Annotated in this window: 25 protein-coding genes and 1 pseudogene; 15 read left to right on the plus strand and 11 right to left on the minus strand. The window is 72.4% G+C overall.

All coding sequences use genetic code 11. From position 1 onward, the window contains the following. From L6E12_RS04375 to L6E12_RS04385, 3 genes and pseudogenes are all read left to right on the plus strand, one after another. Window positions 1-475, plus strand: a pseudogene (locus L6E12_RS04375) (hypothetical protein); the annotation flags it as partial. Between the two features lie 18 nt (window positions 476-493). Next, a complete protein-coding gene (locus tag L6E12_RS04380; RefSeq protein ID WP_236226575.1) occupies window positions 494-850 on the plus strand; it encodes a hypothetical protein in 357 nt (118 codons plus the stop codon). Window positions 851-858: 8 nt separating this feature from the next. Beyond that, window positions 859-1,698, plus strand: coding sequence for an ESX secretion-associated protein EspG (locus L6E12_RS04385; RefSeq protein ID WP_236226576.1), 840 nt, complete (start codon window positions 859-861; stop codon window positions 1,696-1,698). Between the two features lie 7 nt (window positions 1,699-1,705). Here L6E12_RS04385 and L6E12_RS04390 read toward each other — a convergent pair whose 3' ends face one another. Beyond that, complete coding sequence (locus L6E12_RS04390) at window positions 1,706-2,131, minus strand: hypothetical protein (RefSeq protein WP_236226577.1); 426 nt, start codon at window positions 2,129-2,131, stop codon at window positions 1,706-1,708. A 170-nt stretch (window positions 2,132-2,301) separates the two neighbouring features. Further along, entirely contained in the window at window positions 2,302-3,387 is a 1,086-nt protein-coding gene (locus tag L6E12_RS04395) for a magnesium and cobalt transport protein CorA (protein ID WP_236226578.1), read from the minus strand. Window positions 3,388-3,812: 425 nt separating this feature from the next. On the opposite strand from L6E12_RS04395, the gene L6E12_RS04400 reads away from it, so the two are divergent. Both L6E12_RS04400 and L6E12_RS04405 read left to right on the plus strand, forming a co-directional pair. Beyond that, window positions 3,813-4,316 (plus strand): MaoC family dehydratase, encoded by a 504-nt coding sequence (locus L6E12_RS04400; protein WP_035283613.1) that lies wholly within the window; start codon window positions 3,813-3,815, stop codon window positions 4,314-4,316. Between the two features lie 17 nt (window positions 4,317-4,333). Then, the gene (locus L6E12_RS04405; protein WP_236226579.1) at window positions 4,334-5,446 is read left to right on the plus strand and encodes a DUF2332 domain-containing protein; all 1,113 of its coding nucleotides are present in this window, start codon (window positions 4,334-4,336) and stop codon (window positions 5,444-5,446) included. Window positions 5,447-5,460: 14 nt separating this feature from the next. Here the strand turns inward: L6E12_RS04405 and L6E12_RS04410 are convergent, their stop codons facing one another. Beyond that, on the minus strand, window positions 5,461-5,883 hold the full coding sequence (locus L6E12_RS04410; protein ID WP_236226629.1) for an NUDIX hydrolase: 423 nt from the start codon (window positions 5,881-5,883) through the stop codon (window positions 5,461-5,463). 147 nt (window positions 5,884-6,030) lie between these two features. On the opposite strand from L6E12_RS04410, the gene L6E12_RS04415 reads away from it, so the two are divergent. From L6E12_RS04415 to L6E12_RS04430, 4 genes are all read left to right on the plus strand, one after another. Further along, window positions 6,031-6,195: a hypothetical protein gene (locus L6E12_RS04415; protein ID WP_236226580.1), complete on the plus strand. Its 165-nt coding sequence runs from the start codon at window positions 6,031-6,033 to the stop codon at window positions 6,193-6,195. Window positions 6,196-6,212: 17 nt separating this feature from the next. Then, window positions 6,213-6,782 (plus strand): PH domain-containing protein, encoded by a 570-nt coding sequence (locus L6E12_RS04420; protein ID WP_035283610.1) that lies wholly within the window; start codon window positions 6,213-6,215, stop codon window positions 6,780-6,782. A 384-nt stretch (window positions 6,783-7,166) separates the two neighbouring features. Continuing rightward, window positions 7,167-8,030, plus strand: coding sequence for a PHP domain-containing protein (locus tag L6E12_RS04425; RefSeq protein ID WP_236226581.1), 864 nt, complete (start codon window positions 7,167-7,169; stop codon window positions 8,028-8,030). Window positions 8,031-8,636: 606 nt separating this feature from the next. Continuing rightward, on the plus strand, window positions 8,637-9,251 hold the full coding sequence (locus L6E12_RS04430; protein WP_236226582.1) for a MarC family protein: 615 nt from the start codon (window positions 8,637-8,639) through the stop codon (window positions 9,249-9,251). A 541-nt stretch (window positions 9,252-9,792) separates the two neighbouring features. On the opposite strand, the gene L6E12_RS04435 is transcribed toward L6E12_RS04430, so the two are convergent. Continuing rightward, the gene (locus L6E12_RS04435) at window positions 9,793-10,170 is read right to left on the minus strand and encodes a hypothetical protein (RefSeq protein ID WP_236226583.1); all 378 of its coding nucleotides are present in this window, start codon (window positions 10,168-10,170) and stop codon (window positions 9,793-9,795) included. Continuing rightward, window positions 10,167-10,979 carry a PD-(D/E)XK nuclease family protein gene (locus L6E12_RS04440; RefSeq protein ID WP_236226630.1) on the minus strand — a complete coding sequence of 271 codons (813 nt, stop codon included), beginning with the start codon at window positions 10,977-10,979 and terminating at the stop codon, window positions 10,167-10,169. The genes L6E12_RS04435 and L6E12_RS04440 overlap by 4 nt, the downstream gene beginning before the upstream one ends. A 79-nt stretch (window positions 10,980-11,058) precedes the next feature. Between L6E12_RS04440 and L6E12_RS04445 the strand changes: the two genes are divergently transcribed. Continuing rightward, the gene (locus tag L6E12_RS04445) at window positions 11,059-11,406 is read left to right on the plus strand and encodes an ArsC/Spx/MgsR family protein (protein ID WP_236226584.1); all 348 of its coding nucleotides are present in this window, start codon (window positions 11,059-11,061) and stop codon (window positions 11,404-11,406) included. A gap of 39 nt (window positions 11,407-11,445) precedes the next feature. On the opposite strand, the gene L6E12_RS04450 is transcribed toward L6E12_RS04445, so the two are convergent. Beyond that, window positions 11,446-12,324 carry a cutinase family protein gene (locus L6E12_RS04450; protein WP_236226585.1) on the minus strand — a complete coding sequence of 293 codons (879 nt, stop codon included), beginning with the start codon at window positions 12,322-12,324 and terminating at the stop codon, window positions 11,446-11,448. Between the two features lie 113 nt (window positions 12,325-12,437). On the opposite strand from L6E12_RS04450, the gene L6E12_RS04455 reads away from it, so the two are divergent. Beyond that, window positions 12,438-13,067 carry a TetR/AcrR family transcriptional regulator gene (locus L6E12_RS04455; protein WP_035279296.1) on the plus strand — a complete coding sequence of 210 codons (630 nt, stop codon included), beginning with the start codon at window positions 12,438-12,440 and terminating at the stop codon, window positions 13,065-13,067. 306 nt (window positions 13,068-13,373) lie between these two features. Here L6E12_RS04455 and L6E12_RS04460 read toward each other — a convergent pair whose 3' ends face one another. The 3 genes from L6E12_RS04460 to L6E12_RS04470 form a co-directional block, all read right to left on the minus strand. Beyond that, the gene (locus L6E12_RS04460) at window positions 13,374-14,231 is read right to left on the minus strand and encodes an alpha/beta fold hydrolase (RefSeq protein WP_236226586.1); all 858 of its coding nucleotides are present in this window, start codon (window positions 14,229-14,231) and stop codon (window positions 13,374-13,376) included. A gap of 455 nt (window positions 14,232-14,686) precedes the next feature. Continuing rightward, the gene (locus L6E12_RS04465) at window positions 14,687-15,991 is read right to left on the minus strand and encodes a hypothetical protein (protein ID WP_236226587.1); all 1,305 of its coding nucleotides are present in this window, start codon (window positions 15,989-15,991) and stop codon (window positions 14,687-14,689) included. Between the two features lie 170 nt (window positions 15,992-16,161). After that, entirely contained in the window at window positions 16,162-17,892 is a 1,731-nt protein-coding gene (locus L6E12_RS04470; RefSeq protein WP_236226588.1) for a DEAD/DEAH box helicase, read from the minus strand. A gap of 233 nt (window positions 17,893-18,125) precedes the next feature. On the opposite strand from L6E12_RS04470, the gene L6E12_RS04475 reads away from it, so the two are divergent. Next, the gene (locus tag L6E12_RS04475) at window positions 18,126-18,797 is read left to right on the plus strand and encodes a ferritin-like fold-containing protein (protein ID WP_236226589.1); all 672 of its coding nucleotides are present in this window, start codon (window positions 18,126-18,128) and stop codon (window positions 18,795-18,797) included. Between the two features lie 130 nt (window positions 18,798-18,927). Next, entirely contained in the window at window positions 18,928-19,152 is a 225-nt protein-coding gene (locus L6E12_RS04480; protein WP_035279292.1) for a DUF3107 domain-containing protein, read from the plus strand. Window positions 19,153-19,219: 67 nt separating this feature from the next. Here the strand turns inward: L6E12_RS04480 and L6E12_RS04485 are convergent, their stop codons facing one another. Next, window positions 19,220-19,543: a DUF4873 domain-containing protein gene (locus L6E12_RS04485; protein WP_236226590.1), complete on the minus strand. Its 324-nt coding sequence runs from the start codon at window positions 19,541-19,543 to the stop codon at window positions 19,220-19,222. Further along, complete coding sequence (locus L6E12_RS04490) at window positions 19,540-20,316, minus strand: TetR/AcrR family transcriptional regulator (protein WP_236226591.1); 777 nt, start codon at window positions 20,314-20,316, stop codon at window positions 19,540-19,542. Before L6E12_RS04490 ends, L6E12_RS04485 begins: the two co-directional genes overlap by 4 nt. Window positions 20,317-20,385: 69 nt before the next feature. On the opposite strand from L6E12_RS04490, the gene L6E12_RS04495 reads away from it, so the two are divergent. After that, entirely contained in the window at window positions 20,386-21,294 is a 909-nt protein-coding gene (locus tag L6E12_RS04495; RefSeq protein WP_236226592.1) for a diiron oxygenase, read from the plus strand. Further along, window positions 21,291-22,184, plus strand: coding sequence for an alpha/beta fold hydrolase (locus L6E12_RS04500; RefSeq protein ID WP_236226593.1), 894 nt, complete (start codon window positions 21,291-21,293; stop codon window positions 22,182-22,184). Before L6E12_RS04495 ends, L6E12_RS04500 begins: the two co-directional genes overlap by 4 nt. Window positions 22,185-22,240 lie beyond the last annotated feature (56 nt).

Consider the following 22,240-nt stretch of genomic DNA (forward strand, 5'->3'; position numbering starts at 1 on the left):
CGCGACCACCGGGCGCGGCGGCCGGGGCGGCGTCGGCGCGGGCCGGGGCACCGGTCGCGGCGGCGGCCTGTTCGACGACGACGAGGAGACCCGCCGCAAGAACCGCGCGGGCCTGCGCGGCGGCACCCTGCTGCCCGACGAGGAGGAGCGCCGCCGCACCGGCCGGGTCGGTGCCCGCGGCGGGTCGCTGCTCCCCGAGGACGAGGAGAACCGCCGCGGCGGCCGCGGCGGTGCCCGCGGCGCCACCGTGCTCCCCGACGACGAGGCGCACCGCAACGGCAAGCCCGGCCGCTTCGGGCGGGCCACCGGGTTCGCCGAGGAGCACGGCCGCGCCGGGTCCGGCTACGGCACCGGCGCGGGCGGGTCCGCCCGCGACCGCGAGGAGGACGGGGAGCACCGCAGGCGCGTCCCGATCGAGGCAGACCCGTTCACCACGTCCGACATGAAGTCCGCGCCGCCGGTCATCGGCCTGTAGGGAAAGGGAGGGTCCCCCGTGTACGTCGACGACCCCGACGCCGTCACCGGAGCCGACGGGTGGCAGGTGGAACCCGCGCAGATCCGCGAGTTCGCCGCCGCCGTGGAGGAGGTGCGCGCCGACCTCGACGCCATCTTCGCCGACGTGGCCGAACTGGCCACCCCCGCGTACCTGCCGATGCTGGGCACCAGCCCGGTCGGGCAGGAGCTGGCGGAGAAGTTCACCGAACGCCTCGGTGGCGAGACCGGCCTGCGCGGGCAGCTGGAGGGCGCCCTCAAGCGGATGGAGGAGTTCGTGGCCAGCGCGGAGAAGTCGGCCGCCGACTACGCCCAGAGCGACGACAGCTCCGCCACCCGCTTCCGCAACGAGTCCTGACCACGCCGATGGAGCTGCGCACGCGGGCGGGCGTCGCCCTGCACCCGGTCGAGGTCGACCTGCTGTGCACCTTCGCCGAGGTGGCCGCGCCGTTCCCGCTGGACCTGCCCAGCGCCGCCGCCTCGCGCGAGGAGCGCGACGTGCTGTTCCACGGCGCCGCGGTCACCCTGATCGAACGGGACCTCGCCGACGAGCGGGGCCCGCTCGGCGTGGCCGAGGAGTTCGTCTACCTGCTGCGCGCCTGCACCGGGGTCCTGGACCTGGTGGTCGACCGGGAGGACCTGGGCAGGCTCGGGGTGGCCGTGCTCGTCGCCAAGGACGAGGCGCTGCTGGTCACCCAGGACGAGGCCGAACCGTTCGGCGTGGTGCGGATGCACGCCGCCTCCGTCGACGAGGCGGTCAGCCGGTTGGCGCACCTGGTGCCGCGCGCGGAAGCCCCCCGCACGGCGCCGTTCACCCTGCCCAAGCGCGCCCTGCGGTCGGCGTTCGAGGTGATGCTCACCCGCCTGCCCGACGACCCGGACGACCCGGACGCCGATGTCGAACCCCGCCCGATGACCCAGGACGAACTCGACACCCTCCTGCGCGAGCACGGCATCGACGAGACCGTCGCCCGCCGCATGGTCGCCTCCCTGCAACCCGTCGTCGGCAGCGGCCAGGCCGGTCTCGCCCACCGCGACGAGACCGAGGACCAGTGGCACCGCACCGGCGAGGAGCTGCGCTGGGTCGACACCCCGCGCGGCCGCTACCGCCTGGCCACCGAGGACCCCGACTGGATGAGCGTCAACCCGCTCGGCGTCGACGAGCTGCGCGCCGAGCTGCGCTCCCTCGCCGCCCGCGCCCGCTGACGCGCGCCTACCGCGGCGGCAGCACGAGCGACACGCGGTCCGACACCGCCGCGGTGAGCGCGTCCGGCCACCCGGGTGCCGCGGTGAGGAACTCCACCCGCTCCAGCAGCCGCACCGACGCGCTGTCCACGTCACCGGGCCGGACGTCGCGCAGGTCGACGTGCAGCAGGTACTCCGGCGGGTCCGGCCGGTCCAGCCAGGTGAACCGGAACACCAGCACGGTCCCGGCCGCCGAGATCCCCCGGAACCGCAACAGCCGCGACCCGGTGCCCGCGGTGGGCCGGTCCGACCCCAGGGGCCAGTACGCCTGCCACCCGTCCGGCCCGGCGGTGTCCGCGGGCCGATCAGCCGCGATGTCCTGAATGGACACAGCGGCCCCGGCCCAGCGCTCCTGCTCCAGCCGGGCCACGCGCTCCACGTCGACGGCGTCCACCGGCGGACTCAGCCGCCGACGGGGCTCTCCGAGATCAGCACGGTCACCACCGTGATCCACGTGATGATCACCGCGAGGAGCCAGAACTTCGCACTGCTCAGGTACCGGGTCATGGGGGGCAACCTCCCATCGAGGGGTGAACGGGGTCCGGGTGCGCGGGGAAGACCCCGCTAGAGCCATCGGTTCTTGCGGAAGATGCGGTACAGCACCAGGCAGCCCAGGAAGATGATCCCCATGATCAGCGGGTAGCCGAAGCGCCAGTGCAGTTCCGGCATGTAGTCGAAGTTCATGCCGTAGACCCCGACCCCCATCGTCGGGATGGCGATGATCGCCGCCCACGACGTGATCTTGCGCATGTCGCCGTTCTGCTGCAACGAGATCTTCGCCAGCGTCGCGTCCACCAGGGTCGTCAGCAGCTCGTCGAAGCTGGTCACGCGCTCCGACACCGTCGTCAGGTGGTCGTCCACGTCGCGGAAGTAGGACCGCACCTGCTCCGGGACCAGCGGCGAACACCCCTCCGCCAGGCGCCGCAACGGGTTCGCCAACGGCATCACCGCCCGGCGCAGCTCCAGGATCTCCCGCTTCATCAGGTACATCTGCTCGGCGCTGACCGGGCTGCGCGGCGCGAACACCGCCTTCTCGATCTCATCGATGTCGTTCTCGAACGCCTCGGTCACCGCCAGGTAGGTGTCCACCACGTGGTCGGCGATGCCGTGCAGCACCGCGGCAGGCCCACCGCGCATCCGCTCCGCCGAGGCCTCCAGCTCCTCGCGCAGCGTGTGCAGCGCCGAGTGCTTCCCGTGCCGCACCGTCACGATGTAGTCGGCCCCGAGGAAGACCATGATCTCGCCGGTCTCCACGATCTCGTTCGCCGACGTCGGCGACTCGTGCTCCACGTACCGCACCGTCTTGAGCACCATGAACAGGTTGTCGTCGTAGCGCTCCAGCTTCGGCCGCTGGTGCGCGTGCACCGCGTCCTCCACCGCCAGCTCGTGCAACCCGAACGTCTCCGCCACGCCCTGGATCTGCCGCTCGTCCGGCTCGTGCAACCCGATCCAGACGAACCCCTCGCCCCGCCTGCGCACCTCGGCCACCGCCGCCACGTGCGTCCACCGCCCGGGCAGCCGCGCACCGTCGACGTACACCGCGCAGTCGACCACGTACGCCGACAGCGGCACCGCGACCGGCGCGGCCGGGCGGGCGGGCGACTTCGAACCACGGCCCCGCAGGCCGCTGAACGAGGGAATGGAAGGCATCGACGGGACCTCCAGCCAACACCACCCGGTCAACAGCGGGGTGGTGTCCGACGCTACGGAAACCGAGGAGCCCGGACAGGCGCCCCGGAGCGGAGCGTCCCTGCCGAAACGGCGGTGGAGTCCTTAGCGGAGCACACCTTCGGAGGGGACGCGGGTACTACTGCAACCGGTCGCGTTGTCATGACCATGCGGGTCGCTCATGCGTCCTCACCTCCCCTGGCCGAGGCAGCCGCCACCGCATGTGGGGCCCACCGGGGTGCCAGAGTACTCCACGGCGGGCCGGAACCGAGGTCGGGCCGGGAAAACGGTGCGCGGGCGGCGCCGAATGCGCTCCCTCACACACCGGTTGCGCACCGGGCGAGGTGCGGTCACAGTGCGGTTACCCGCCGGTCACTTGTGGTCCGGCCACCCACGTTGGAGGAACAGTGCAGTTCGGGCGGTACTACGAGGAGTTCGAGGTCGGCGCGGTCTACAAGCACTGGCCGGGCAAGACGGTCACCGAGTACGACGACCACCTGTTCTGCCTGATCACCATGAACCACCACCCGCTGCACATGGACGTCAACTACGCGGAGAACACCACCGACTTCGGCAAGAACGTCGTCGTGGGCAACTACATCTACTCGCTGCTGCTGGGCATGTCCGTGCCCGACGTCTCCGGCAAGGCCATCGCCAACCTGGAGATCGAGTCCCTCCGGCACGTGAAGCCCACCTTCCACGGCGACACCATCTACGGTGAGACCGAGGTCCTCGACAAGACCCCGTCCAAGTCCAAGGACGACCGCGGCGTGGTCTACGTCGAAACCCGCGGGTACAAGCAGGACGGCACGGTAGTTTGCATCTTCCGCCGCAAGGTGATGGTGCCCAAGCAGTCCTACGGCGAGGCCCGCGGCGGCGAACAGCCGGGCCGCCCCGAACCGAAGGCGTAGCAGACGGAGGAAGCGCCGTGACCGATCCCCTGGACGACATCAGGACCCGGTTGCGGCGCTTCGCCCGGCACGAGGCCGCGGGGGAATCCCCGCTCTACGAGCACCTCGCCACCCGGGCCGCCGACGACCCCGACGTCGCCGCCCTGCTCACCGCCGCCACCGGCCCCCACCCGCACCCCACGCTGCTGCTGGCCGCCGTGCACCGCGCCCTGCAGGCCGAGCCCTTCCACGAACTGGTGAACTACTACCCCTCCCTGGGTGGCAGCTACGGCCTCGACGCGGGCACCTGGCCGCTGTGGCGCTCGTTCGTGCTCGACCGCGCCGACAAGATCCGCGCCCTCGTCGCCGCGCACACCACCCAGACCAACGAGGTCCGCCGCGCCGCCCTGCTCTACCCGGCCGTCGCCCTCGCCGCCAAGCGGGCCAAGGCCCCGCTCGGGCTGCTGGAGGTCGGGTGCAGCGGCGGCCTGCTGCTCAACCTCGACCGGTACGCCTACCGCTACCAGACCGCCACCGCGGGCCAGATCGCCGCCGGACCGCCCAAGGCCGCCCTCGGCCTGCACTGCGCCCTCGAACTCGCCCCCGGCGCCACCATGCCGGTCATCCCCAAGAAGCTCGCCGTCGCCGCCAGGATCGGCCTCGACCGGGCCCCGGTCGACCTCGCCGACGAGGACGCCGCCGCCTGGCTCGAAGCCTGCATCTGGGCCGACCAGCCCGAGCGCAGGCGGCTGTTCAGCACCGCCGCCGCCGTGCAGCGCAAGAACCCCCCGGAGTTCGTCACCGGCGACGCCGTCGCCGACCTCGCCACCGCCGCCGCCCGCATCCCCGAGAACACCCCGCTGGTCGTCATCACCAGCCACGTACTCACCTACCTGGCCGCCGCCGACCGCACCGCGTTCGTCGACGCCCTGGCCCGGCTGGCCGCCACCCGCCCGCTGTGGTGGATCAGCCAGGAGGCCTACGCGGCAGGCCTCGCCGAGGTCCTGCCGGACCGCGACGACCTCGTGCCCGCCCCCGACACCCCGGCGTTCGGCGTCCTCGGCCTCACCACGTGGGAGGCCGGTCGCCCGAATGCCGTCGCCCTCGCCCGGACCGCCATGCACGGCGAACGGATGACCTGGCTCGCCTGACCGGCGGCTTCCGATCAACGCGGCAGCACGTTCCAGCCACGCAGCGTGTCCGCCAACTGCTCCACAAGCAGGTCGTCCCGTTCCAATGTGGTGAAGATCGCAAGGTCCACCCACTGGACGTCGTCGGCGTCATCACCGGCCCGAAGATCACCGCCAGTCACCACGCAGGCATAGTCGTGGATGTGGAAGACGCCGTTCGGGGCGTCTCGCAGCACCGACCCCACGAGCCGCCCCGGCACCACCTCGAGCCCCGTCTCCTCCCGGGTCTCGCGGACCACCGCCTCGGCGTCCGATTCCCCCGGCTCCACCTTCCCACCTGGTACCGACCACAGGCCGCGCCCGGGCTCGCGCCCCCGGCGCACCAGCAGTAGCCTTCCCCGATCATCTCCGATCAGTGCACCCACACACCTGATCCGTCGAACGTGAAATGCCGTCACCACCACGGAGCGTAGCTGTACCGCGGGTGTGACGCTGCGCGTTGCCCCAAGCGCCTGACTAGGCTCCCGATCCGCCGCCGTATGCGGTACAACGGTTTTCAACAGGGGCGCCATCCGGCGTGCGTACACGGAACGGGGTAGATCGCAGTGGACGTCAAGAAGGTTCTGATCTTGACTGGGGCAGCGTTGCTCATCTTCTTCCTCGTCACGCAGCCGGTCCAGTCGGCGGGGATCGTCAACTCCATCATCCAGACACTGCGCGAGGGTGCCGAAGCAGTGATCACCTTCGTCCGCACCGTTTTCCAGGGCTAGAGCGGTAAAGTCGACGTATGTTCGCACCCAGGGACCCAGACGAGTACCTGCTCGACTCCGAACGCCGGGTCATCCGGGTGCGCAGGCACTGGGCCAGCCTGGCGTGGGAGGTGTTCGAGGCCGTCGCGCTGCTCGCGGTGTGCGTGATGATCTCCTACATCCTGCCCCCGTCCATGTGGCTGGTGCAGAACATCCTCTGGTACGTCGCACTGGCGGTGCTGCTGCGCTTCACCTACCAGGTCATCTCCTGGTGGGTGGAGCGCATCGTGGTGACGGACAAGCGCTTCATGATGACCACGGGCGTGTTCACCACCCGGGTGCTGATGATGCCCATCGGCAAGGTCACCGACCTCACCTTCAAGCGCACCGTCCCCGGCCGCGTGCTCGGCTACGGGACGATCGTGGTCGAGTCCGCCGGTCAGATCCAGGCGCTCAACCAGATCGACTACCTCCCCCGCCCGGAACAGGTCAACGACGCCATCTCCGAGCTGGTGTTCGGCGACAAGAAGGCCCAGGCCGAGCGCTTCTCCATGATCAAGGCCCAGCGCCTGGCCCGGGTCGGCCGCAAGAAGAACCCGGTCGCCTGACCCCGCTGCCCCGAGGCCCTCGGGCCACCGGGCACGCGGGGTGTGCCCGCACGTGCTCGGACGTGGGTGGTGTCCTCGGAGCCGGGATCTTCCGTGGCCCGCCTGCGGTAGGGGGGTGGCAGGCGGGCTTCGAGGACAGGCCCTGGGCGGTGGCTGCCGGTGTGGCTTCGCGGGCGCGCTGCCTGCCTGCTGACCTCCCGACGCGTGGCTTCGCGGGCGTGCTGCCGCGCCCGGACTGCCCTCGGCGGTGGTCGTCGGCAGCGGTCCGCGGCGCGTGTCCGACCGCTGCCGCGCCGTCGCCGCCGTGAGCGCGAACACGGCTCCCGGCGCATGTGCTCGGTCACCGGTTTCTCCACGGGACCACCCATCGGCGAGACTGGCCCAGTGCGGATCGACCTCCACTGCCACTCCACCGCGTCCGACGGCACGGACAGCCCCGCCGAACTCGTCGCCGCCGCCGCGCGGGCGGGCTTGGACGCGGTCGCCATCACCGACCACGACACCACCGCGGGTTGGGCCGACGCCGAAGCCGCCCTCCCGCCCGGCCTCACCCTCGTCCGCGGCGCCGAACTGACCTGCGTCTCCCCGGACGGCCGCGGCGGCCGCTGCACGGTGCACCTGCTCGCCTACCTGTTCGACCCCGAGGCCGAGGCCGTGGTCGCCGAGTACGCCCGCACCAGGGCCGAACGCCGCTCCCGCCTGCACACCATCGCCGACCGCATGGCCGCCGACGGCTACCCGGTCGACGGCGACACCCTCCTCGCCGACCTCCCCGACGACGTCCCGGCGGGCCGCCCGCACCTGGCCCAGGCCCTCGTCCGCGCGGGCGTCGTCTCCTCGGTCACCGAGGCCTTCGCGTCCCTGCTGCACGGCCGCAACGGCTACCACGTGCCCAGCCGCAGGACCCCGGTGCTCGAAGCCATCGAGATGATCAAATCGGCGGGCGGCGTCACCGTCCTGGCCCACGGCTTCGCCCACCGCCGCGGCCCCACCGTCAACGGCACGGTCATCGCCGAACTGGCCGAAGCGGGCATGGACGGCCTCGAGGTCGACCACCCCGACCACGACGGGAGAGCCCGCGCCGCCCTCCGCGCCCTCGCCACCCGCCACAACCTCCTCACCACCGGCTCCAGCGACTACCACGGCACCAACAAGACCACCCCCATCGGCGCCGAGACCACCGCCCCGGAGATGCTCACCGAGATCGTCGCCCGAGCCACCGGCGCCACCCTGGTCCAAGGCCGCTGATGCCCACCGCACTCCCCGCCGCCACCCCCGCGCACCACCGGCACCACCCCGGGCCAGAATCCTCGGTGCCTGCGGTGCCTGCGGTGCCTGCGGTGCCTGCGGTGCCTGCGGTGCCTGCGGTGCCTGCGGTGCCTGCGGTGCCTGCGGTGCCTGCGGTGCCTGCGGTGCCTGCGGTGCCTGCGGTGCCTGCGGTGCCTGCGGTGCCTGCGGTGCCTGCGGTGCCTGCGGTGCCTGCGGTGCGTCGGTTCGCGGGCGCCGGCGTTCGCTGCGCGACCGTCAGCCCGGCCCCGGTGCACCCCTCGACGACTCCGCCCCCGGGGTCGTCGATGCCCGCCGTGCTCCGCGTCAGCGGCGGCCCGATTCCGGCGCTGTCCGGCTCCCCGCTGCCGTTCGCCTCGCTCCCACGGACGTGATCGGCGCCCACCCCATCAGCGTGAACACCCCCCGCCCCGCGCTGCCCGCGCGGCCACCGCCAGCCACACTGCCCTCGCCCACTCCGCCGACCTGATCCCCACGACCCCCGCCACGCGGCCCCGCGCACCCCCGCCGCACGTGGCGGCGACCGCCCGCCACCCCGCGGTCACCACCCACCCGAGGAGGTCCGACATGTCCTTGCCCGCCCTCTTCGCCGAGGCGACGATCACCCTGGTGGTGATCATGGATCCACCCGGCACCGTGCCGGTCTTCCTCAGCCTCACCGGCCGCAAGTCCAAGCAGGCCCGCGCCCGGGCCGCCCGCCAGGCCGTGCTGGTCTCGCTGGGGGTGATCAGCCTCTTCGCCATCGGCGGCGAGGCCATCCTGTCCTACCTGGGCATCGGCATCCCCGCCCTGCAGGGCGCGGGCGGCCTCCTGCTCCTCCTCATCGCCCTGGACCTCCTCACCGGCCGCGGCGCGACGGAGCCCGAGGCCGTCGAGGACGTCAACGTCGCACTGGTGCCGCTGGGCACGCCGCTGCTGGCGGGCCCCGGAGCCATCGCCGCCACCATCGTCTTCGTCCGCCAGGCCGACGGGCACCTGGGCTCCTACCTGGCGCTGGCCGCCGCGATCCTGACCGTCCACCTGATCCTGTGGCTGTGCCTGCGCTACTCCGGCCTGGTCATCCGCGTGGTGAAGGACAGCGGCATCCTGCTCCTGGCCAAGATCGCCGGCCTGCTGCTCGCCGCCATCGCCGTCCAGCTCATCGCGGACTCCGTCCGCGGCTTCATCTCCGGCTCGTCCTGACGCGCTCGACCCCGGCAGCCCGCCCCGGCTGCCCACCGCGACCCTGACCGCCCACCTCCGAGCCGAACCGGCGGGCGTCCAAGTCGCACCGCCCACTTCCGAGCCGAACCGGTGGGTACCCGAATCGCACCGCCCGGCGGGTACCTGAGTCGAACCGCCCGGCGGGTACCCGAGTCGAACCGCGGATTCCAGGCCGCCAGCGCGGTAGCCGGGCTGCGCAGCCCACCGCAGCCCACCGCGGCCGGGAGCCGCTGGGTGGTCCCGCCCCTGCGACGCCAGGCATGTCCGCAGCGGCGGCATGTCCGTAGCGGCCGGGCACGTCTGCGACGACCCGGTATGTCAACGACGACCCGGCATGTCAACGACGACCGGGCACGTCTGCGGCGGCCGGCTGTGGCTGAGCGAGACCTACGTCAAGTCGAGCGCGGCCCGTGCGCGTGGCCGACCTGCCAGACCGCCCACTGCCTCGCGCGCCGTTCCGAATCAAGGCTACCCGCGAGCACCGACATTTCCGGGTTTCCGGTCGGTGCTTGTGGACAACTCACGCCCACCAGAAGAACCACACCGCGATCCCGGTGACGACGCCGATCAGCAGGATCATCAGGCCCGCCTGCGGTCCACGCCTGCGGTCGGCCTGGCGTTGCAGGGCGAGGGCGCAGGCGGCGCACAGGAAGTGGGCGATGACCACGAGGACGCCGGGGCCGGGCATGCCCTGGGCCTGGTCGACGACCTGGATGGCCAGGACGACGACGGCGAGGACGAGCAGGCCCGCGGCGAGGGCGCCGGAGAGTTCGCGCCAGAAGCCGGAGCGCCGGGTGGGGGTCTCCTCGGCCGGTTCGGGGGTGGGGTCGTCGGGGACGCGCGGGATCTCCACCGTGGTCACGTCCTCGCGGGGCAGGCGATCAGTCGGGCCGGTCACGGGGCAAGCATCGCCCATGGGTCCAGCGCCGGTCCAGCCGCTTGGCCGTCGGGGCAGCTACGGCGGAAGTCGCACCAGCCGCACTGGCGGCCGGGGGTGGTGGGGAACAGGGCGTCGGGGTCGCCGCCCGCCTTGTGGGTGTCGATGGCGAGCTGGAACTCGTCGGCGCTCTCCTCGGCCCGGGCGAGGTGGCGGCCCAGGGACGCGTCCGTGTGCTCCCAGGCGGCGACCGTGCCCGTGGGCAGGTGGTGCAGCTCGACCTTGGTGCACGGCCTGCGCAGGGTGCGGCGGGCGGCCAGGACGTAGAGCGCGAGGGCCTGCGAGCCCCGGGCGTCGTCGGTCGTCAGGGCGTGGCGGCCGGTCTTGTAGTCGACGATCACGACCTCGTCGCCGCGCTGGTCGATGCGGTCGACCCGGCCCTCGGCGACGATGGTGCCCACCGGGGCCGACACCCACCGCTCCAGCCCGACCGGGTCGGCGGTGACGTCGCTGTCGGCGACGTAGTCGCGCACCCAGCCCGCCGCCCGCTCGCGGAACACCCCCGACTGGGCCTGGTCGGCGAACCCGTCGTCCTTCCAGTGCGTGCCCACCAGCGCCGCCGCCGCGTCCGGCGTGCGGCGCTCCACCGGCAGGTCGAACAGCGCCTTGAGGGCGTTGTGCACCACCGCGCCCATCGTGCTGTGCGCCCACGGCCCGCCCCGCGGCGGCGTCGGCCGGTCGACGTAGGTCATCCGGAACCGGCGCCTGCAGTCCTGCCAGGTGCCCAACCGCGACGGGGTCACCTTGATCAGTTTGCGTGGCAGCGGCATGTCGAACCCGAGCTGATCTTGCACGGTGACCACGGTACGCAGTGGCACCGACACTTTTCCCGCCGGGCACAATCGGGTTGTGGAAATCTGGCACAACCCGAGCTGCTCGAAGTCCCGCGCGGCCAGGTCGGCGCTCGCCGACAACCGCCCCGAGCACACCGAGCGCCGCTACCTCGACGACCCGCCGACGGTCGCCGAACTCGACGACGTGCTCGGCAAGCTGGGCCGGGAACCGTGGGACATCACCCGGATGAAGGAAGCCAGGGCCAAGGAGCTCGGCCTCGCCACCGAGCCGCGCGACCGCGCGACCTGGCTGCGCATCCTCGCCGACAACCCGATCCTGATCGAACGCCCGATCGTCATCACCGACGACGGCCGCGCCTTCGTCGCCCGCACCCCCGAGGCCGTGGACGAAGCCCTGTCGTGAAACGTGGCGGGGCGGGACCTCCCGCCCCACCACGCCAGGTCAGCTCGCCAAACCGGGGAATTCGTCCAACCGGTCCTTGGTGGCCTGCGGCAGGACAGCGCTGACGGCGCTGCGGTAGATGTTCATCATCCCGGCCGCCGCGGGCTTGCCGTTGAAGAGTTCCCAGAGAGTCGGGATGGGCAGCGGCAGCGGCGGGCCGTAGGGGATCAACGGGGGCTGCGGGAAGACGGTGTTCGCGCTGCCGTTGTGCGTGACGGGGCGGAAGTCGTAGGCGCTGTGGGCACCGCTGAAGTAGCCCTGGATGCCGTTCGCGAAGCCCAGCAGGTTGGTGAGGAGGTTCTCGGAGTGGCAGATGCCGTCGTTCTGGTTGCACAGGCTGACGACGGGGATGTCGCCGAAGGTGCGCGGGCCGCCCATGGTGATGCCGGGGAGGAAGGTGGGGAGGTTGGTCATGATCCCGCCGGGGCCGCCGTTCACCCCCACCCGCCGCGCGTCGGAGTACAGGACGCCGTTGATGAGGCCGTGCGGGATCCGGTCGTCCTTCGACAGGTTGCCGAGGGTGTCGCCCGCGACGAGGGCGCCCTGGGAGAAGCCGGTGATCGTGATGCGCGAACCGGGGCAGGAGGCGTGGAACTCGCGCACCAGCCGGTCCATGGTGGCGCGGCCCTCGGCGTTGGAGTCGTCGAGGGTCTTCGGCGCGAGGGGGAAGATCTCGGCCGGGTAGACGACCTTGGTCGCCTCGACGCCGGGGGGCAACTCGGCGTTGCCCGCGTCGAAGACGTTGCCCTGCGGGTCGCCCATGCCGCCGACCTCGAAGAGCATCTGGGTCGGGCAGGCGTCGGCCGCGGCCGACGACGCGGGCAGGACGACGCCGAGGGCGATGGCGCAGGTGGCCACACCGGCCGCGATGAGCTTCACGGGTCACTTCCCCCTTCACTGTGTGGTGCTCCACGCCCTGGTCCGGTCGTGGTTCCCGTCGACCATAGCCTTTGCGAACATGTATGTACACAAAACGCGGTTAGGCTTCCCGGGTGAGCCCGCGCGAGTACCCGGCCCTCCCCAGAGGCCGCCACCGGCTGAGCCGCGACGACGTCCGCACCGCCCAGCGCGACAAGCTGATCGCGGGCATGGCCGACGTCGTCGCCGAGAAGGGCTACAACAAGGCCACCATCGCCGACGTCCTCCGCCGCGTCCACGTCTCCCGCGAAACCTTCTACCAGCAATTCAGCGACAAGGAGGACTGCTTCCTCGCCACCCTCGACCGGTGCGCGGACGTCGTCCTGGCGATGATCGCCGCGGCGGTCCCCTCCGCCGAGGACGCCCCGCCGGTCGAGCGGTTCGCCCGCGGGCTCTCGGCCTACCTCGCCGCACTGGCCGAGCAGTGGCCGGTGACGCGCACGTTCTTCCTGGAGGCCTTCGCGGCCGGGTCCGCGGCCCAACAGCGCCGGTTCGCCGCCCAGGAGCGCTTCGCGGTGGTGGTCGACGCGGGCTTCGCCGCCGACCCGGCCTGGCGGGCCCTCCCCGACCCGGCGTTCGCGGCCCGCTTCCTCGCGGGCGGCCTCAGCGCGCTGGTGACCGCCGCGGTCGCCGCGGACGCCCCGGGCAGGCTCGCCGACCTGCACGAACCGGTCGTCGCCCTGGTCCGTCACCTGCTCGACTGACGGGCGCCCGCCGCCGGTCGGCTCGCCACCCGCCACCCGGCCTGCCTGGTACCCACCGCCACCCGGCCGGACGGCCTGGCACCCGCCGCCATTCGCGCGGTCGGCGCCCGCCGCTGTCCGCGCAGCCGGTTCGTCCAGCACCCACCCGCCGCTGTCCGCGCGGTGAGCAGGCACGTGCCATGTCGAGGAGTGGTCGGCCCCTGGCCTACGTGCCCCGGTGCTGCCTGGCGGAGTCGTGCTGTCGCGCCTCGCCGGGCTGATCCGGGGTCGGGCCCACGTGGTCGATCCGGGTGGGCCGGGGCGAGATCAACTGGTCCACGCCTGCCACGTCGGGATCAGGGTGGCCAACAGGGTCTCGGGGTTCTCGATCGCGGGCGAGTGCGCGGCATCCGGCACCACGCTGAAGTCGGCCTCCAACCGGTCGGCCATGTCCCGCTGCGCGGACGCGGGCCACGCGTCGTCGTTCTCGCCGCAGATCACCAGCACGGGCGTGTTCGAGGCGCGCAACTCCCGGGCCAACTCGGCGACGAGGTCCGGCTCGGTGCGCAGACCCGACCCCATGCCCAGCAGCGCCTCGGCCCTGTTCCGCAGGAACCGGGCGCCGAGGAACTCGCGCTGCGCGGGGGACATCCGCTGCCACCGCGGGCTCTGCCCGTTGAGCACCTCCAGGATCTTGTGCACCGCGGGCACCCCGTTGTCCCGCAACACCGGCTCCCCGATGTCCAGCATGTGCCTGCGCGGCCCGACGGGAAGGTCGGCGGGGCCGCTGTCCATCAGCGTCAGCCCGGCCACCGGCGCCCCCGCGAGCACCGCGCGGCGGCACACCAGACCGCCGTAGGAGTGCCCGGTCAGCAGCACCGACCGCTCGGCGGCGAACTTCTCGACCAACTCGGCCAGGAACACCCCCAGCGGCTCGGGCAGGTAGCCCGACTCCGACTCCGGTCCGGCGGAATCCATCTGCCCGGGCAGGTCGATCGCCACCACCTCGAACCCCGCCTCGGCGATCGGGTCCAGCAGCGGGGCGAAGTCCTCCTTGGAACCGGTGTACCCGGGCACGAGCAGGACGAGCGGCCCCGCACCCGCCCGCCGCAGGGCCCCGACCGGGCCGAAGCGGCCTTCGAGCGTCACTGCCTCGGCGCTGTGGGGGGTGACCTGTGAGTGCATGGGTTCGAGTGTGCCGCAGGGGGCAAGGGAGGGACGGCCAGTGCGAGGAGGGTCGCAGCGGGTGCGGGCGGGCAGGCGGGTGGCGCGGTGGCACCGGGCGGCACCGGTGGCAAGTGCTCCGCCCCAGCCGACCGGATCGGCTGTTCCAGGCTGGTGGGCGGCTCACCGCCCGCTGCCCATCCCGCTGCCTGCCGCGCTCGCCGCCCGGTGCGCTGCGCACCCCATTGCATGTCCCGGTGCCTGCCGCGCTCGCCACTCGGTGCTGACTGCGTTCCACTCGGTCTGCGTTCAGGGCTGGCGGGCTGGACCGGGAGGTGCGGAGTGGGACCGACACCTGCCACAAAGCCCACTGCCTCGCGCGCCGTTCCGAATCAAGGCTAACGCTGGGGTCTGACGGTTTCGGGGGTCTGGGAGAGGTGTGGACAACTTTCCCTCTTCCGGGTGAACCCGTCTGCTTACCTCAGGGCGACCAGGGTCGGGCCTCGTTGTTCGAGGACGACCGGGCCGGTGCTGGTGATGGTCACCGGTCCTTTGTACCCGGATCTGTCCACGGGGATCGTGTTCAGGCGTTCGCCTGTGGACTGGTCGATCACCGCCAGGCCGTCGGGGACCGGGACCAGGGCGTGGCCCGCGAAGGTGGCCGCGGGGCCGAGGGTGTCCTGGGTGGTCCACAGTGGATGCAGGTCTGCTGTGGACAGTGCGACGGTGCTCGTTCCGGTGAACCAGTGGAAGGCGCCGATCGCGGTTGTGGTCAGGGGGGTGGGGGGTTGTGGGGTCGAGCCCAGGGGCATCGGGTAGGAGCGGTCTTCGATGCCTTGTTCGTCGTAGACCGCGATGCGGTCGGGGTCTGGCAGGGCGACCGCGGTGGCGTGGTCGGTCATGGCGACCAGGGTGGCCCGGTCGGTGGGGAGGAGGCGGCTGGTGATGACCTCCGGCTCGTCCGCGTCCTCGGGGACCGCCTTGAGGACCGTGAGCCGGTCGGCGGGTTCTTGGGCGCAGCGTTCGATCACGGCGACGGAGTTCGCGGAGGTCAGGGTGGAGCGGTGGGTGCAGCCGGGGCGTGGTTGGCGGTCCGGGTTCACCGGGGTGGGGACCAGGCCGTACTCCAGGGCCTTCACCAGGTTCGAGTGCCACGTCGTGAGCAGGTGGGTTCCGGTGCTGGTGAGGTGCGTGCCGCCTGCGAGGAGGTGGGTGTCGGGTTCGGCGTCGGAGTTGCGGGTGGCGTCGAGGGTTCCGGTGGCGCCGTCGAGGCTGGAGACCTCGCTGCAGCCGCCCCGGTGGCGGGGGTCGCTCTCCGGGAGGGCGCCGCCTTCGGTGCGGTACACGGCCACCGCCTTGGTCCACGCCGTGCCGACGGTGCAGAGGGGGAGGTCCCGGTGGTAGGTCCAGCGGATCGCGCCGGTGAGGGGGTCGCGGCCGTGGACGTCGCCCGCCTGGCCGGTGATGACCGAGGGGCCCGCCGTGGTGGGGGTCCGAGTGGCGGGGCTGTCGGCACGCCAGACCTCGGTGAGGGTCGCGGGGACCGACCGCGGGGCCGGCGGCGTGGTGGCCGGGGTGTCTGCGGTGGTCGAGGTCGTGGCGCGGAAGTCGCTGTCGCGCCAGAGCAGGGTTGCCGCGGTCAGCAGGGCCACGGTCAGCAGGGAGCCCGCGACCAGGTCTCGGCGGCGGGTGAAGCGGGTGCGGGCGGGCACGGCCGGGATGGGGGGTACGTCGCCGTCGAGGACGTCCTCGACGGCGACGTCGCGGGTCTGCCGGGTCACAGCCCTAGGCCGTGTTTCGAAAGTCCGTGTTCGCGATAGCCGCGCCGAGGCGGCCCCTGGCGGCACGGGCCGAGGACACCGATACAACCCCGGTATCGGCGCCCTCGTCCCGCACCACCAGGAACCACCCCGATCACGACTCTCATCGAACGAGACTTCCGAAACACGACCTAGTCCGCTGCCCCCGTGCTGTCGCCCGCGGTCGACTCGGCGGCGGCCTGGTCGCCGCCACCGGTGCGGCGGCGACGGCGGCGCGAGCGGGCGGGCTTGTCCGCGCCCGCCTCGCCGGGCGCCTCCGGGGCGTCCGCCCGCGGGCCCTCCGGTGCCTGGTCGGTCTGGTTCTGCTGCTCGGGCGCGTCGCCCGCGGAGTCGACGCCGCCGCGGCGGCGGCGCCTGCGGCGCGGCCTGCTGTCGCCCTCACCGCTGCCGTCCTCCGCCGGTGGCCGCACGGACTCGCCCGCCTCGCGGCGGGCCGCGCCGGTGGAGCGGGTGCGGCGGGTGCGCTCCTGGGTGCCGCCGCGCTTCTTGCGACCGCCGAAGTCTTCCTCCGGCTCCGCGTCGAGGCCCGCGCGGGTGCGCTGCGCCATCGGCAGCCTGCCCGTCGACCCCGCCGGGATGTGCAGGTCGGCGAAGAGGTGCTCGGAGGTGGAGTAGGTCTCCACCGGGGCGGGCTTGTCCAGGCCCAGCGCGTCGCTGATGGACTTCCAGCGCGGCTCCTCGTCCCAGTCGACCAGGGTGACCGCCACGCCGGTCTTGCCCGCGCGGCCGGTGCGGCCGATGCGGTGGACGTAGGTCTTCTCGTCCTCCGGGCACTGGTAGTTGATGACGTGGGTGACATCGGTCACGTCGATACCGCGGGCGGCGACGTCGGTGCAGACCAGCACGTCGACCTTGCCGGAGCGGAACGCCCGCAGCGCCTGCTCGCGCGCGCCCTGCCCCAGGTCGCCGTGCACGGCACCGGCGGCGAAGCCGCGCTCGGTCAGCTCGTCGGCGACCTTCTGCGCGGTCCGCTTGGTCCGGGTGAAGATCATCGTCAGGCCGCGGCCCTCGGCCTGCAGCGACCGGGCCACGACCTCGATCTTGTCCAGCGAGTGCGCCCGGTAGACGAACTGCTCGGTGCGCTCGTGCACCGCGCTCGCGTCGTTCTCCTCGGCCCGGATGTGCGTGGGCCGGGTGAGGAACGTGCGGGCCAGGGTGATGATCGGGCCCGGCATGGTCGCCGAGAACAGCATCGTCTGCCGCTCGTCGGGGACCATCCGCAGGATGCGCTCGATGTCGGGCAGGAAGCCCAGGTCGAGCATCTCGTCGGCCTCGTCGAGCACCAGCGCGCGGACCTTGCCCAGCACCAGGTGCTTCTGCTCGGCCAGGTCGAGCAGGCGGCCGGGGGTGCCGATGACCACGTCGACGCCCTTGGTCAGCGCGGCGACCTGCGGCTCGTACGGGCGGCCGCCGTAGATGGACAGCACCCGGATGCCCAGGTGCTTGCCCGCGTCCCGGATGTCGGCGGTGACCTGCAGGCACAGCTCGCGGGTCGGCACCACGACCAGGGCCTGCGGGGTGCCGTCGCCGGGGGTGGTGACCCGCTGCAGCAGCGGCACGCCGAAGCCCAGCGTCTTGCCCATGCCGGTGCGCGCCTGGCCGATCAGGTCGTCGCCCGCCAGCGCCAGCGGCAGCGTCAGCTCCTGGATGGCGAAGGTGCGCTCGATGCCCGCCTCGGACAGCGCGCGCACGATCTCGGGCTTGACGCCCAGCTCGGCGAAGGTCGGCGCCAGCTCGCTGACCGGGGCCCCCGCGGTCAGCGGGTGCGATGTGTCGGTCTCCGGAACGCCCGCCTCGCTGTGCTCCAGCGCGACCGGGTCGTTCTCGGTGGTGGTGGTGGTGTCCTGCGTCAGGATGATCAACCTCTCTCATACCAGCGCGCACTGCCCTGGTCGGGCCGCTCGACCGCGCCGCCGGTACGGGGCGCGGGAGGGCCTGCGAGGTATGCGCGCACCCTCTTCGGCTCGGTCCGCGGCGCAGTTCGCCGCGAGTTTCCCGAGGTCTCTCGCGAGTCCGAGCCCATCGCCGAATCCCTCGGCGCGGCCGGACGTCCTCGTGAGTCTACCCGTGACCACCGCCGGATACGCTGCCAACCATGGAGAGCGCTGAGGCCGGGGTGTCCGAGGGCACGTTGTCGGACGGGGTCGTCGACCTGCTGGGGGTGCTGGCCTACGGCGAGCTGTCCGCTTTCGACCGCCTGTCGGAGGACGCGCGGTCGGCCCCGACGGTGTCCGGGCGGGCCGCGCTGTCGGAGATGGCGGCCGCCGAGATGGGGCACTACGCCAAGATCCAGCAGTACCTGGCCGCGCACGGGGTGGACATCGAGGACGCCATCCGCCCGTTCATCGGCCACATCGACACCTGGCACGCCTCCACCGCCCCCCGCTCGTGGCTGGAATCCCTGGTCAAGGCATACGTGGGCGACGGCCTGGCGGCCGACTTCTACCGCGAGATCGGGTCCTGGCTCGACGACCCGACCAAGGCCCTGGTGCTCGACGTGCTGGCCGACACCGGGCACTCGGCGTTCGCCGAGCGGGAGGTCCTCGCCGCCATCGACCGCGACCGCGCGGTCCGCGACCGCCTCGCGCTGTGGGGCCGCAGGCTGCTGGGGGAGGCGCTCACCCAGGCCCAGTACGTCGTCGCCGAGCGCGACGGCCTGGCCGAGCTGATCGTCGCCGGGACGGGTGACCTGGCGGGCATCGCGGCGCTGTTCCGGCGGTTGCAGCAGCAGCACGGGAAGCGGATGACGACGCTGGGGCTCGGCTGAGCGGCGGGCACCACCACCGGGTCCGCCGGTTTCGCGCGTGGTGAAACCGGGCGCCCCTTCGCGCGGAGGGGCGGTCGGGCGTACTAGCCTTCGCGGGGAAGCTGTTCGATTCTGATTCCCGGAGGTCTGCGTGGAGGTCAAGATCGGTGTCTCGGACACCGTGCGGGAGCTCGTGCTCAACAGCACCCAGACCCCTGACCAGGTCGAGGCCCTGGTCGCCGACGCCTTCAAGAACCCGTCGGGCACCCTCGCCCTGACCGACGACAAGGGTCGTCGCTACGTCGTGGCCGCCGCCAAGGTCGCCTACGTCGAGATCGGTGGTGCCGACGCCCGCAAGGTCGGCTTCGCCCCCTGATCGCTCACCGGAAGCCGAAGGCCACCACCCCGACCGGGGCGGTGGCCTTCGCTGTGCCGGGGCCGGATCAGGTCTCGGCTCGGTCCAGGGTCGTCTGGACCACGAAGGGCGGGGTGCTGGTCCCCATGACCCGGTAGCGGTCCCACGGGTCGGGGTCGGACAGCTCGCAGGGGGATTCGCCGCCCGGGGTGCGCAGGGTGGCCCCGGTCTTGCGGCCCCCGAGCAGCTCCGACAGGGCCGGGTCGGCGGCGATGCGGCCGTACCAGCGGTAGTAGCCGTCGATGGGCTGGAAGTGGCCGCGCAGCTCGACCCTGACCTGGAGTTCCCGGTCGGCGACCAGGAGGGTGGCGGGGCCGGAGTAGCCGTCGTCCTCGGGTTGGGGGGTGCTCATGCCTCACGCTCCTGCAGGGCCGCGCCGTCGCCGACGGGGGTGGTGCCGTTGCCGAGTTCGATGACCTTGTTGATGTCCAGCGGCTTGTTGGGGTCGAGCACGTGGCCGTTCGCCCGCAGGGTGCCGTCGATGGCCGCCCAGATGGTCTGGGTCAGGTACTCGACCACCGCGTCGCGGCTCATGGTCCGGCGCTCCAGCCACCACTCGCCGACGTTCTGGACCATGCCGACGATGCCGTGGCCCCACACCTCGGCGCCGCCGGAGTCCATCTGGAAGGCGCGCAGGTAGTCGCCGAGGAGGGTGGACAGCGCGTTGGCGATGACCCGCTTGTCCTCGGCGACGATGTCGGCGTCCATCCTGCGGTCGGCGAAGGTGCTGCGGACCAGCAGGCGGTAGAGGCTCGGGTACTCCTCGATGATCGAGAAGAAGGCGTCCAGGCACTTGCGGATGCGGGGGAGGGGGGCCTCTTCGCGGTTCATGGCGGGGATGAGGCGCTCGAAGAGGATCTCGGTGCCGCGGTGGCCGAGGGCCAGGAACAGGTCGGCCTTGTCGGTGAAGTGGCGGTAGAGGACCGGCTTGGTGACGCCCGCTTCCGCGGCGACGTGCTCCATGCCCAGGTCGGGGCCGTGTTCGTTGAGGGCGCGCAGGGCCGCCTCGACGAACTCCTCGCGCCGGGCCGCCCGGTGCGACTTCCACCGGTCCCGGCGGGCGTCCCCGGATTCGCGTGGATCCGCATGCCTGTGGCGCTTGACACGATCGGTCATGCGATTCATGCTACCAGAAGTAACTGTTACCGGAAGTAACGCATGTTGGATCAAGCCTGAAGATGGGGTGACTCGCCGATGAGCCGCGCAACGCAGGTGGCCAAGGTAGCCGATCGGGAGAAGACCGCGGGGAGGCTGCTCAAGTCCTCCGCGGACAAGTTCTACGACCCGCTGATCGACATCGACTGGGACGCCCCGACGACCGACGGGCTGCACTACCACCCCGAGCACCGGATCTCCCTCTACGGCACCGAGCTGTGGGACCGGATGACCCCGGAGCAGCGCATCGAGCTGGGCAAGCACGAGATCGCCAGCATCGCCAGCACCGGCATCTTCTTCGAGGTCCTGCTCATGCAGATGCTGCTCAAGCAGGTCTACCGGCACGACCCGACCACCGACCACGTGCACTACATGCTCGCCGAGATCGCCGACGAGTGCAGGCACTCCACCATGTTCGGCAAGGCGTGCAAGCGCTTCGGCGCCCCCGCCTACGGTCCGCGCCCGTGGGTGAAGCAGTTGGCGAAGGTGCTGCCCGCGCTCAGTCGCGGCCCGTCGGCCTACGCCGCGATCCTCGTCGCCGAGGAGGTGCTCGACCGGATGCAGCGCGAGCACATGGCCGACGAGACGCTCCAGCCGCTGATCCGGATGGTCAACCGGATCCACGTGCTGGAGGAGGCCAGGCACGTCACCTTCGCCAGGCAGGAGGTCGTGCAGGCCATGTCCCAGGCGGGGTTCCTGGCCAAGCACTACCACCGCGCGCTGACCGCGATCGTGTCCTACTTCGTGATGCTGAGCCTGGTGAACCCCAGGGTCTACGCCGCGGTCGGGCTCGACCCGAGGAAGGCGCGGAAGGTGGCGCGCAACAACCCGCACTTCCGGGCGACCCTGCACTACTGGGGTGAGCGGATCATGAAGTTCCTGGGCGAGGCGGACCTCGTCGGCGGTCCCACGATGCCGCTGTGGCGGATCGCGGGGCTGGTCAAGTGAACGAGCTGGTGACCAGTGACGGCGTGCGGCTCAACGTCGTCGTCGAGGGCCCCGCGCACGCGCCGGTGACCCTGGTCCTGCTGCACGGCTGGACGCTGGACCACACGTCGTGGAACGACGTGGTGGCGCGGCTGTCCGGGCACCGCATCGTCCGGTTCGACCTGCGCGGGCACGGCGACTCCGCGTCGGCGCCGCACGGGTCGGCCTCCATCGACCGGCTCGCCGACGACCTGGCCGAGGTGGTCGCCGCCGTGGCGCCGACCGGCCCGCTGGTGCTCGGCGGGCACTCCATGGGCGGGATGACGCTGATGGCGCTGGCCGAGCGGCACCCCCGGCTGGTCGCCGAGCGGGTGGCCGGGGTGGCGTTCGTGGCCACCACCTCCGGGGGGCTGTCGCGGCTGACGCTGGGGCTGCCGCGCTGGGTGGCGGCGCCGGTGCTGTTCGGGGAGAAGCTCGTCAACCTGGGGCTGGCCAGGGCACGCAGGCCCAGCCTGCTCAGCCGCCGCCTGGCCGGGTTCGCCCGGCCGGGGGTGCGCTGGCTGCTGTTCGGGCGCAAGCCGCGCCCTGAGCACATCGCGGCCACCGCCGCCCAGGTCGGCCGGTGCAACCCGGCGAACATGGTCGGCTTCCGCAGCTCGCTCAACGAGCACGAGCGGCTGCCCGCGCTGGCGGTCTACCGCGGCGTGCGGGCGGTCGTCATGTCCGGCGGCCGCGACCGCCTCTGCTCGGTGGCCGACGGTCGCACCATCGCCGACGCGCTGCCCGACGCGGAGCTGGCGGTCTACCCGGAGGCGGGCCACATGCTCAACTACGAGCGGGTGGACGAGGTGGCCTCCCGGCTGGCCCGGCTGCTCGACGTGGCCGAGGTGCCGCGGCGGGTCACCGCGTGAGCCGCCCCGGTCCGCCTCCTCGGGGGCGGGGCGGACCGGGGTTCTTACTCGCCAGT

This window comes from Actinokineospora sp. PR83 (assembly GCF_021056305.1).
In the GTDB taxonomy this organism is placed as follows: Bacteria; Actinomycetota; Actinomycetes; order Mycobacteriales; family Pseudonocardiaceae; genus Actinokineospora; species Actinokineospora spheciospongiae.